This window comes from Streptomyces pilosus (assembly GCF_014649835.1).
Lineage (GTDB): Bacteria > Actinomycetota > Actinomycetes > Streptomycetales > Streptomycetaceae > Streptomyces > Streptomyces pilosus.
In genome coordinates this window covers 374,065-385,035 of record NZ_BMTU01000004.1, presented here as the reverse complement: position 1 = coordinate 385,035, position 10,971 = coordinate 374,065, and the positions used below count along the sequence as shown (strand labels likewise).

At 74.4% G+C, this 10,971-nt stretch carries 9 protein-coding genes; 6 read left to right on the top strand and 3 right to left on the bottom strand.

From position 1 onward, the window contains the following. Positions 1 to 81 precede the first annotated feature (81 nt). From IE118_RS12830 to argF, 4 genes are all read left to right on the top strand, one after another. A complete protein-coding gene (locus IE118_RS12830) occupies positions 82 to 306 on the top strand; it encodes a hypothetical protein (RefSeq protein ID WP_189557931.1) in 225 nt (74 codons plus the stop codon). A gap of 65 nt (positions 307 to 371) precedes the next feature. Then, positions 372 to 2,132: an HEXXH motif domain-containing protein gene (locus IE118_RS12825; protein ID WP_189557930.1), complete on the top strand. Its 1,761-nt coding sequence runs from the start codon at positions 372 to 374 to the stop codon at positions 2,130 to 2,132. Between the two features lie 29 nt (positions 2,133 to 2,161). Beyond that, positions 2,162 to 3,385, top strand: a complete 1,224-nt coding sequence (locus IE118_RS12820; protein WP_189557929.1) for an arginine deiminase — start codon at positions 2,162 to 2,164, stop codon at positions 3,383 to 3,385. Positions 3,386 to 3,443: 58 nt separating this feature from the next. Then, positions 3,444 to 4,451: an ornithine carbamoyltransferase gene (gene argF / locus IE118_RS12815; protein WP_189557928.1), complete on the top strand. Its 1,008-nt coding sequence runs from the start codon at positions 3,444 to 3,446 to the stop codon at positions 4,449 to 4,451. A 9-nt stretch (positions 4,452 to 4,460) separates the two neighbouring features. Here the strand turns inward: argF and IE118_RS12810 are convergent, their stop codons facing one another. After that, positions 4,461 to 4,904, bottom strand: coding sequence for an ATP-binding protein (locus IE118_RS12810; protein WP_189557927.1), 444 nt, complete (start codon positions 4,902 to 4,904; stop codon positions 4,461 to 4,463). A 330-nt stretch (positions 4,905 to 5,234) separates the two neighbouring features. On the opposite strand from IE118_RS12810, the gene IE118_RS12805 reads away from it, so the two are divergent. Continuing rightward, positions 5,235 to 6,062, top strand: coding sequence for an enoyl-CoA hydratase family protein (locus IE118_RS12805; protein WP_189557926.1), 828 nt, complete (start codon positions 5,235 to 5,237; stop codon positions 6,060 to 6,062). 134 nt (positions 6,063 to 6,196) lie between these two features. Beyond that, positions 6,197 to 8,458, top strand: a complete 2,262-nt coding sequence (locus IE118_RS12800; RefSeq protein ID WP_229846796.1) for a bifunctional salicylyl-CoA 5-hydroxylase/oxidoreductase — start codon at positions 6,197 to 6,199, stop codon at positions 8,456 to 8,458. A 31-nt stretch (positions 8,459 to 8,489) separates the two neighbouring features. On the opposite strand, the gene IE118_RS12795 is transcribed toward IE118_RS12800, so the two are convergent. Further along, on the bottom strand, positions 8,490 to 9,314 hold the full coding sequence (locus IE118_RS12795) for a PaaX family transcriptional regulator (protein ID WP_189557924.1): 825 nt from the start codon (positions 9,312 to 9,314) through the stop codon (positions 8,490 to 8,492). A gap of 34 nt (positions 9,315 to 9,348) precedes the next feature. Next, positions 9,349 to 10,959, bottom strand: coding sequence for an AMP-binding protein (locus tag IE118_RS12790; protein ID WP_189557923.1), 1,611 nt, complete (start codon positions 10,957 to 10,959; stop codon positions 9,349 to 9,351). Between the last annotated feature and the right edge of the window lie 12 nt (positions 10,960 to 10,971).

The window sequence follows — 10,971 nt, the reverse complement described above, 5'->3', positions numbered from 1 at the left end:
GCCGTGGCCGGCGGCGACGGCCATGATGGAATGGGGGCACGGGGCATCGGGTGTCACCGTGCGAGAAGGGGGACACACACCGTGGATCAGCCACCCGCTCCGCGCGAGGCGGCGGCGTCCGCCCGCCGGGAGCACACCGTGCCGGACGCCCCCGGGTGGGAGTCGGATCTGGCGGACCTCACGTCGTTCCCCCTGTCGGCCGTCGAGAGTCTGGCGCCCCTCCGCTCCGACACCCGCCTGCTGGCCGAGGTGCTGCGCTCCCGCGGCGGCATCAGCGGCGGCAGTGAGCCCGGCCGGGCCGAGTAACCGCCCCTCCGTGCGCGGGAGCCCCCGTACGGGTCCCGCCCACCCGTCCTCGACCGGAGGTCCCGGTGACGACCAGCGAGCGACCCGTGCCCGGCACGCTCCGCCTGCCCGCCCCGCTCTTCGCGGAACTCGCCGCCGGCGGCGGCTCCGGCAGGGCCGTCGCCTTCCTCGAACGGGGTGAGCGGGCGCGCCGGCTGCTGCTGCTGCGCACGCTGCTGACGCGGATCGAGGACGTGACCACGCCACTCACCCCGGCCGGGGAGGCCTGGCGGGTCCTCACGGAGGCGGCGGGCCGGGCGCCCGAGCCGGTCGAACGGCTGATCCAGGCGCCGACGACGGGCGCCTGGATCGCGCACCTGCTGCGCCGGACGCACGGCACCGCGGACGGACCGGCCCTGTGGGTGGAGACGGCCCGGCTGAACACCCTCGCGGTGGTCGCCGCGCTGCACGCCGGCATGGAGGTGTCCCTGCGTGTGGCGCTGGAGGACGGGGCGCTGCACCTGCCGGGACTGGGGCTGGCCCGGCTTCCCGGGGGAGCGGCCGGTCCGTCGGCGGGAACGGCGCGCACCCGTGCCGGAGAACTGACCCTCACGGGGCCGGGACGCGACGGCGGGCACGCGACGCTGACCTGCCGCCCCGCGCCCGTGCCGGTGGACGCGGCACCGCCCGCCGACGACGCCCGCTGGCTGCCCCTGCGCACGCTCAGGGCCGGCTCCGCCGCCGTCCCGCTGGAGGACCTGGACCCGTACCGCGACCTCGGCGAACCGCTGCCACCCGCACGGCTGGACGCCGACGAGGCCACGGCCTGGCAGCGGATGTTCGACCGGGCCGTCGCGATCCTCGCGGCCGCCGACACCACGCGGCCCGGGCGGCTCGACCCGGCCGTGATCCGGTCCGTCGTCCCGTGGGCCAGGACCGGTCTGCTGCCCCCGCCTCCCCCCGAGGTGCGGGTGTCCGCGTCCAGCGGCGACGCCTACGGCGCGATGATCATCTCCCGCCCCTCCGAGCCGCTCGCCCTGGCCGAGGCGCTGGTCCACGAGTTCCAGCACAGCAAGCTCGCCGCGCTGCTCCACCTCTTCCCGCTCGTGCGCGACGACCGCGCCGAGCGCTACTACGCCCCCTGGCGTCCGGACCCGCGCCACCTCACCGGCCTGCTGCACGGCGCCTACGCCTTCACGGGCGTCGCCGGGTTCTGGCGGGACCGGATGTCCGAGCCGGAGCACGCCGGGACGGCCGCCTACCACTTCGCCCTGCGCCGGACGCAGAGCAGACTCGTCGTCCGCACCCTCCGCAACAGCGGTCGCCTCTCGCGGACCGGGCAGGCCCTGGTCTCCGGCCTCGCCCGCACCCTGGACGCCTGGCTGCGCGAGCCCGTGCCCCCGGCCGCCCTGGCCCGCGCCCGCACCGCCGCCGCCCTGCACCGCACCGAATGGCGGCTGCGCAACGTCGCCGCGCCGGTCCGATCCGGACCCGGGCGGCACCCGGTGCCGTCCGACGACGGGACGGGGCACCTCCGTCTGCGCCCCGACCGCACGACCTGGCCCGACCTGCGCACCCACGTCCTCGCGGTGCCCCCCGTCCGCCCCCGCACCCCCGACGAGCACCTCGCCGCGGGCGACCCGGCGACCGCCCTCGACGGGTATGCCGCAGGGCTGGAACGGCAGCCGGGGGACCCGCACCTGCTCGCCGGCTGGATCGTCGCCCGGGCCGCCCTGCGACCGGGTCGGGACGCCCGGCGGACGCTGGCCCGGCCGGAGCTGCTGCTGCGCGTCGCCGGCCCCCGGGTGACCGCGAGCCGCGCCGCGGATGTGCCGAACCGGGGGTGAACGGGCGGCCGGGTGGTCAGGATGAAGGCATGACCTACCACGTCGACTCCGAGGCCGGGCGGCTGCGCCGCGTCATCCTGCACCGGCCCGATCTCGAGCTCAAAAGGCTCACCCCCAGCAACAAGGACGCCCTGCTCTTCGACGACGTGCTCTGGGTGCGCCGGGCGCGCGCCGAGCACGACGGGTTCGCCGACGTCCTGCGCGACCGCGGCGTCACCGTCCACCTCTTCGGTGACCTGCTCTCCGAGACGCTGGAGATCCCGGCGGCACGCTCGCTCGTCCTGGACCGGGTCTTCGACGAGAAGGAGTACGGCCCGCTGGCCACCGACCACCTCCGTGCCGCCTTCGAGACGCTGCCGGCGCCGGACCTGGCCGAGGTGCTGATCGGCGGGACGACCAAGCGGGAGTTCCTGGACTCCCACGCGGAGCCGGTCTCCGTGCGCTTCCACGCCATGGAGCTCGACGACTTCCTGCTCCGCCCGCTGCCCAACCACCTCTTCACCCGCGACACCTCCGCCTGGATCTACGACGGGGTGTCCATCAACGCCATGCGGTGGCCGGCCCGGCAGCGCGAGACGGTGCACTTCGAGGCGATCTACCGGCACCATCCGCTGTTCCGCGGCAACTCCTTCCACCTGTGGTCCGAGGGGCAGGCCGACTACCCGTCCACCATCGAGGGCGGTGACGTGCTGGTCATCGGCAACGGCGCGGTGCTGATCGGGATGAGCGAGCGCACCACCCCGCAGGCCGTGGAGATGCTCGCGCACAAGCTGTTCGCGGCCGGCTCGGCCCGGACGATCGTCGCCCTCGACATGCCGAAGAGACGCGCCCTGATGCACCTCGACACCGTGATGACCATGGTCGACGGGGACACCTTCACCCAGTACGCGGGGCTCGGCATGCTCCGGTCGTACACCATCGAGCCGGGCTCCGACGACAAGGAGCTGAAGGTCACCGACCACCCGCCGGAGCACATGCACCGCGCGATCGCCGCCGCGCTCGGGCTCAGCGAGATCCGGGTGCTGACCGCCACCCAGGACGTGCACGCGGCCGAGCGCGAGCAGTGGGACGACGGCTGCAACGTCCTGGCCGTCGAGCCGGGTGTCGTCGTCGCCTACGAGCGCAACGCGACCACCAACACCCACCTGCGCAAGCAGGGCATCGAGGTGATAGAGATCCCGGGCAGCGAGCTGGGGCGGGGGAGGGGCGGGCCGCGCTGCATGAGCTGTCCCGTGGAGCGAGACGCCGTATAGAAATGCAAATCTTCGTATACACTTCCAAGGGTTCGCGTCCCCGTCCCTGGAGAGCCCCATGGCGACTGTCCCGACCGCCCTCGCCGGCCGCCACTTCCTCAAGGAGGTGGACTTCACCGCGCCGGAGTTCCGCGGCCTGCTGGAGCTGGCCGCCGAGCTGAAGGCCGCCAAGCGGGCCGGGACCGAGCACCGGTACCTGCGGGGCAGGAACATCGCGCTGATCTTCGAGAAGACCTCGACGCGGACGCGCTGCGCCTTCGAGGTCGCGGCAGCCGACCAGGGCGCCTCGACGACCTACCTCGATCCGTCGGGCTCGCAGATGGGCCACAAGGAGTCCGTGAAGGACACCGCCCGCGTCCTGGGCCGGATGTACGACGCGATCGAGTACCGCGGGGACAGCCAGGCCAAGGTGGAGGAGCTGGCGCGGCACGCGGGGGTGCCCGTCTACAACGGCCTCACCGACGACTGGCACCCCACGCAGATGCTCGCCGATGTGCTCACGATGACCGAGCACAGCGCCAAGCCGCTCACGGACATCGCCTTCGCCTACCTGGGCGACGCCCGCTTCAACATGGGCAACTCCTACCTCGTCACCGCCGCCCTGCTGGGCATGGACGTGCGCATCGTCGCCCCCAAGTCCTACTGGCCCGCCCAGGAGGTCGTCGACCGGGCCCGTGAGCTCGCCGTGTCCAGCGGGGCCCGTGTCACGCTCACCGAGGAGATCGCCGAGGGCGTCGCGGGCGCCGACTTCGTCGCCACGGACGTGTGGGTCTCCATGGGCGAGCCCAAGGCGGTCTGGGACGAGCGGATCGCCGCCCTCGCGCCGTACGCGGTGACGATGGACGTGCTGCGCGCCACCGGCAACCCCGGCGTGAAGTTCCTGCACTGCCTGCCCGCCTTCCACGACCTGGGGACCGAGGTCGGCCGCGAGGTGTACGAGGCGCACGGCCTGGAGTCGCTGGAGGTGACCGACGAGGTGTTCGAGTCGGCGCACTCGGTGGTCTTCGACGAGGCGGAGAACCGCATGCACACGATCAAGGCGGTCCTGGTGGCCACCCTCGCCTGAGGAGCCCGTTCAGACCGGGCGGCGCTGGCCCGGCAGCCGGAACCACACCGCCTTGCCGGACTCGGTGGGGCGGTGACCGCACGACGAGCTCAGCGTGCGGATCAGCAGCAGCCCGCGCCCGTGTTCCTGCCAGGGGTCGGGCGCACCGGGTGTCGGACGGGTGAGGTCGCCGGGCGGCGCCGGGTCGGCGTCGTGCACCTCGACCTGGAAACCGGCCGGCAGCAGCCGCAGCACCAGCTCGATCGGGGTGCTCCCCGAGGTGTGCTCCACGGCGTTGGCCACCAGCTCCGCCGTCAGCAGCTCCGCCGTGTCGCAGTCGGCGGTGTGCTCCCGTTCGGCCAGCGCCGTACGGACCAGGGCACGGGCCACGGGCACTGCCGCGGTGGAGTGCGGCAGCGCGACGCGCCAGGAGGAGGAGGCGGCGGAGGGTTCGTGCACAGCGGGTCCGTTCATGGAGCGGGTGCTCCTGCATTCAACGGTCAATGGTACGGCGCACCCGGTGCCGCCCCGCTCGGGGGCGGCACCGGGGCCCTGCCCGGGCGCCGTCCGGGGCGCGTGCCCCGGCACCCGGCGGCCTACCCGCGCGGCGGGCCCGCCGCGCACGCCCGGCCCCACCGTTACCGGCGTGTCGACGACTCGTGACGGACGCGCGGTCCCCGCCCGTCCGCGCCGCCCGCCGCGAACGGCGTATCGCGTGACCGTGACGACAGTCACCGATCGGTGATAACTTCGTGGGGCAGACCTCAGTGAGCAGCGCAGTGCCCGCCCGAGGAGGCCGCCCTCATGAGTCCCTTCACCGGTTCCGCCGCCCGTACCGCCCGCTGGGAGCATCTGCGCGTCGATCTCACCGACGGCGTCGCCACCGTCACCCTCGCCCGCCCCGACCGGCTCAACGCGCTCACCTTCGGTGCCTACGCCGACCTGCGCGACCTGCTCGCCGAGCTGTCCCGGGAGCGCGCGGTACGGGCCATGGTGCTGGCCGGCGAGGGGCGCGGGTTCTGCTCCGGCGGCGACGTCGACGAGATCATCGGCGCGACCCTCTCCATGGACACCGCCCAGCTCCTCGACTTCAACCGGATGACCGGCCAGGTGGTGCGGGCGGTCCGGGAGTGCCCGTTCCCGGTGATCGCCGCGATCCACGGGGTGGCGGCGGGCGCGGGCGCGGTCCTCGCCCTGGCCGCCGACTTCCGGGTCGCCGACGCGGGCGCCCGCTTCGCCTTCCTCTTCACCCGGGTCGGCCTCTCCGGCGGCGACATGGGCGCGGCCTATCTGCTGCCCCGGGTGGTGGGCCTCGGCCACGCGACCCGGCTGCTCATGCTGGGGGAGTCGGTCCGCGCACCGGAGGCCGAGCGCATCGGCCTGATCAGCGTGCTGACGGACGAGGGCCACGCCGACGAGGCCGCCCGGTCCCTGGCCCGCCGCCTCGCCGACGGACCCGCCCTGGCCCACGCCCAGACCAAGGCCCTCCTCACCGCCGAACTCGACATGCCCCTGGCGGCGGCGGTCGAACTGGACGCCTCCACCCAGGCCCTCCTGATGAACGGCGAGGACTACGCGGAATTCCACGCGGCCTTCACCGAGAAGCGCCCCCCGAAGTGGCGGGGGAGGTAGCCGTGCCCCCGGCCGGGAAGCCCGCGCCGACCGCGGGGGAGCGGGGCCGGCCCGCGCCCGGGGCCACCGCCGGGCGGGCGCGCCCGGCGGCGGACGGCCCGCGGCGGTCCGACGAGCCGGCCCGCCCCCTCGGCGTGGCGGTCATCGGCGGCGGCCCCGGAGGGCTCTACACCGCCGCACTGCTCAAACGGCTCGACCCCGCCCGGGACATCACCCTCTGGGAGCGCAACCCCCCCGACGAGACCTTCGGCTTCGGCGTCGTCCTCTCGGACGAGACCCTCGGCGGCATCGAACACGCCGACCCCGTCGTCCACGCCGCCCTGCAGCGGGACTTCACCCGCTGGGACGACATCCACATCGTCCACCGGGGCGTCCTGCACACCTCGGGAGGACACGGTTTCGCCGCGCTGGGCCGGCACCGCCTGCTGGAGATCCTGCACGAGCGCTGCCGCTCCCTCGGCGTCGAGCTCCGCTTCCGCACCGAGGCCCCGGACCCCGCCCGGCTGGCGCGGACGCACGACCTCGTCGTCGCCGCCGACGGGGTCCACAGCTCCACCCGGCAGGCCTTCGCGGACGTGTTCCGTCCCCGCATCACCGAGCACCGCTGCCGCTACATCTGGCTCGCCGCCGACTTCGCCCTCGACGCCTTCCGCTTCGAGATCGTCGAGACCGAGCACGGCGTCATGCAGCTCCACGGCTACCCCTATTCCGCCGACGCCTCCACCGTGATCGTCGAGATGCGCGAAGAGGTCTGGCGCGCGGCCGGCTTCGACGCGATGGACGAGACGGAGTCCGTCGGGCGCTGCGCCAAGATCTTCGCCGACGCGCTCGGCGGACGTCCGCTGAAGTCCAACAACTCGGCGTGGACCACCTTCCGCACGGTGGTCAACGCACGCTGGTCGCACGGCAACGTCGTCCTCCTCGGCGACGCCGCCCACACCGCCCACTTCTCCATCGGCTCCGGCACCAAGCTCGCCGTCGAGGACGCCCTCGCCCTCGCCGCCTGTCTGCGCGAACAACCGACCGTGCAGGCCGCGTTGAGCGCGTACGAGGAGGAGCGCCGGCCCGTGGTGGCCTCCACCCAGCGCGCGGCCCGGGCCAGCCTGGAGTGGTTCGAGGACCTGTCCCGCCATCTCGCGCAGCCGCCCCGCCGGTTCGCCTTCAACCTGCTCACCCGCAGTCGCCGCGTCACCCACGGCAACCTGCGGCTGCGCGACCCCCGCTTCACCGAGGCGGTGGAGCGCGGGTTCGGCTGCCCGCCCGGCACGCCCCCGATGTTCACCCCGTTCCGGCTGCGCGGGCTGACCCTGCGCAACCGGGTCGTCGTCTCGCCCATGGACATGTACTCGGCGGTCGACGGCGTCCCCGGCGACTTCCACCTCGTCCACCTCGGCTCCCGCGCCCTCGGTGGTGCCGGGCTGGTGATGACCGAGATGGTCTGCGTCAGCCCGGAGGGCCGCATCACCCCCGGCTGCACGGGCCTCTACACCGGCCGGCAGGCCGAGGCGTGGCGGCGCGTCACCGACTTCGTGCACACCGGGGCACCCGGCACCGCGATCGGCGTGCAGCTCGGCCACAGCGGCCGCAAGGGCTCCACCAAGCCGATGTGGGAGGGCATGGACGAACCGCTCGACGAGGGCAACTGGCCCCTCGTCGCCGCCTCCCCGCTGCCCTACAAGCCGGGCAGCCAGATCCCCCGGGAGCTGTCCCGCGCCCAGCTCACCGACCTGCGGGAACAGTTCGCGGCCGCCGCCGTCCGCGCCGCCCGGGCCGGTTTCGACCTGCTGGAACTGCACTGCGCCCACGGCTACCTGCTCTCCGGCTTCCTCTCCCCGCTGACCAACCACCGCACCGACGCCTACGGCGGCTCACCGGAGAAGCGGCTGCGGTTCCCGCTGGAGGTCTTCGACGCGGTGCGCGCGGTGTGGCCCGGGGACCGGCCCATGACCGTCCGCATCTCCGCCACCGACTGGGCGGAGGGCGGCACCACGGCCGAGGACGCCGTCGCCGTCGCCCGTGCCTTCGCCGCGCACGGAGCGGACGCGATCGACGTGTCGACCGGGCAGGTCGTCGCCGACGAGAAGCCGGAGTTCGGCCGCTCGTACCAGACGCCGTTCGCCGACCGGGTGCGCAACGAGGCCGGGGTGCCGGTGATCGCCGTGGGTGCCATTTCCTCCTGGGACGACGTCAACTCGCTGCTCCTGGCCGGACGCACGGACCTGTGCGCGCTGGCCCGGCCCCACCTCTACGACCCGCACTGGACGCTGCACGCGGCGGCCGAACAGGGCTACGAGGGCCCGGGCGTCGTCTGGCCCCTGCCGTACCGGGCGGGCAGCCGACGGCCGCAGACCGGACGCACCGACGCCCCCAAACCCCGGCTCACGCTGGGCGACTGACCGCGTGGGCACGCGGGAGCGGGCGCCGGGGTCAGCCGTCCGTCTCCAGGTCCGCGTAGACCGCTCCCGCGTCACGGAGCCGCTCGTGCAGCGCGCCGAAGACGGCCGCCGAGCGGGTACCGGGCCAGTCGGCGGGGAGCAGCGCGGCGGGCAGGCCGGGATCGGCGTAGGGGAGGTGGCGCCAGGAGTCCAGGGCGAGGAGGTAGTCGCGGTACGCCTCCTCGGGCGGGGTGTCCGTGCGCCGCTCCCAGGCCCGCAGCACCGGCGCGTGGCGCCCGAGGAACGCCTCGTGCCGCCCCGCGATCCCCGCCAGGTCCCACCAGCGGGCGACCGCCTCCGCGGTGGGGGCGAAGCCGAGGTGCTCGCCGCGGAAGAGGTCGACGTATCCGTCGAGACGCAGCCGCTCCAGGGTGTGCCTGGTCTCCTCGTACAGCCGCGCGGGCGCGATCCACACACCGGGCGCCGCCGTGCCGAACCCCAGGCCGGACAGGCGGGAGCGCAGGACGTGCCGCTTCTGCCGCTCGGACTCGGGCACGGAGAACACCGCGAGGACCCAGCCCTCGTCCGCCGGCGACGCGGTGGTGTAGATGCGGCGGTCGCCGTCGTCCAGCAACTGGCGTGCGTCGGGCGACAGTGCGTAACCGGCGGCGCCCCGGGCGGTGCGCGCGGGGAGGAGCAGTCCGCGCCGCTTCAGCCGGGACACCGAGGAGCGCACGGACGGGGCGTCCACGCCGACCGCGGCCAGCAGCCGGATCAGCTCGGCGACGGGCACCGGGCCCGGCGCGAAGCGGCCGTACGCGCCGTAGAAGGTGACGATCAGAGACCGTGGAGCATGCTGGTCGGACACGTTGATCATCTTAAGTCGTGCCCGCGGGCGCCGTTCCCCGGCATCAGCGCTGGTCGTCCACGGTGCCCGCGGGGGCGCGCAGCCGGAACCGCTGGAGCTTGCCGGTGGCCGTGCGGGGCAGCGCGTCCAGGAACACGATCTCGCGCGGGCACTTGTACGGCGCCAGCTCCGACTTCACGAAGGCCCGCAGGGCTTCGGCGTCGCACCCGGCGCCCTCCCTGAGGACCGTGTACGCCACCACGACCTGGCCGCGCGCCTCGTCGGGCCGTCCCACCACGGCCGCCTCCACGACGTCCGGGTGGCGCAGCAGCGCGTCCTCCACCTCCGGGCCCGCGATGTTGTACCCGGCCGAGATGATCATGTCGTCGGCGCGGGCCACGTACCGGAAGTAGCCGTCCGGGTCGCGGACATAGGTGTCCCCGGTGATGTTCCAGCCGCCGCGCACGTACTCCCGCTGGCGCGGGTCGGCGAGGTAGCGGCAGCCGACGGGGCCGCGCACCGCGAGCAGGCCCGGCTCCCCGTCCGGCACGGGGGTGCCGTCCGCGTCCTGCACGCGCGCCTGCCACCCGGGCACCGGGACCCCGGTGGTGCCGGGCCGGATGTGCTCGTCGGCGGCGGAGACGAAGATGTGCAGCAGCTCGGTGGCGCCGATGCCGTTGATGATGCGCAGCCCCGTGCGCTCGTGCCAGGCGTGCCAGGTGGCGGCGGGCAGGTTCTCGCCCGCGGACACACAGCGGCGCAGCGAGGAGAGGTCGTGGCCGTCCGCCTCGCCGAGCATCGCCCGGTAGGCGGTGGGCGCGGTGAACAGCACCGACACCCGGTGCTGCGCGATCGCCGGCAACAGCTGCCCGGGGTGGGCTTGTTCGAGGAGCAGGGCGCTGGCTCCGGCACGCATCGGGAACACCACGAGCCCGCCGAGCCCGAAGGTGAAGCCGAGCGGCGGACTGCCCGCGAACACGTCGTCCGCCACCGGCTTGAGGACGTGCCGGGAGAAGGTGTCCGCGATCGCCAGCACGTCCCGGTGGACGTGCATGCAGCCCTTGGGCCGCCCGGTGGTGCCGGAGGTGAAGGCGATCAGCGCGACGTCGTCCGCGGCGGTCGGCACCGCCTCGTACGGCGTGCCGGGCGCCGGACGGTTCAGCAGGTCCTCCGGGGAGCCGCCGCCGTAGGTGGCGATGCGCAGGCCCGGGACCCCGGCCTTGGCGAGGTCGTCGACCGACCGCGCGTCGCACAGGGCGTGGCCGACCCGGGCGATCCTGCAGATCGTGCTCAGCTCGTGCGGACGCTGCTGGGCCAGCACGGTGACCGCGACCGCGCCCGCCTTCAGCACCGCCAGCCAGCACGCGGCCAGCCACGGCGTGGTGGGCCCGCGCAGCAGTACCCGGTTGCCCGGGACGACCCCGAGGTCCCCGCTGAGCAGGTGCGCGAGCCGGTCGACCCGGGCCCGCAGCTCGTCGTACGTCCACGGGGTGCCGTCGGGCGTGCGGAAGACGGGGCGGTCGCCGGGCGGGCCGTGCAGCAGCTCGGCGGCGCAGTTCAGCCGCTCGGGATAGTCCAGCTCCGGCAGGTCGAAGCGGAGCTCGGGCCACTGGTCCGGTGGCGGGAGGTGGTCGCGGGCGAAGGTGTCGACGTGCGCGGTGGCCCGTGGATTCATGACGGTTCGCCC

Coding starts and splice junctions, on each gene's coding strand:
- IE118_RS12820 (WP_189557929.1), top strand. CDS start 2,162: ATGACCTACCACGTCGACTCCGAGGCCGGGCGGCTGCGCCGCGTCATC.
- argF (WP_189557928.1), top strand. CDS start 3,444: ATGGCGACTGTCCCGACCGCCCTCGCCGGCCGCCACTTCCTCAAGGAG.
- IE118_RS12810 (WP_189557927.1), bottom strand. CDS start 4,904: ATGAACGGACCCGCTGTGCACGAACCCTCCGCCGCCTCCTCCTCCTGG.
- IE118_RS12805 (WP_189557926.1), top strand. CDS start 5,235: ATGAGTCCCTTCACCGGTTCCGCCGCCCGTACCGCCCGCTGGGAGCAT.
- IE118_RS12795 (WP_189557924.1), bottom strand. CDS start 9,314: ATGATCAACGTGTCCGACCAGCATGCTCCACGGTCTCTGATCGTCACC.
- IE118_RS12790 (WP_189557923.1), bottom strand. CDS start 10,959: ATGAATCCACGGGCCACCGCGCACGTCGACACCTTCGCCCGCGACCAC.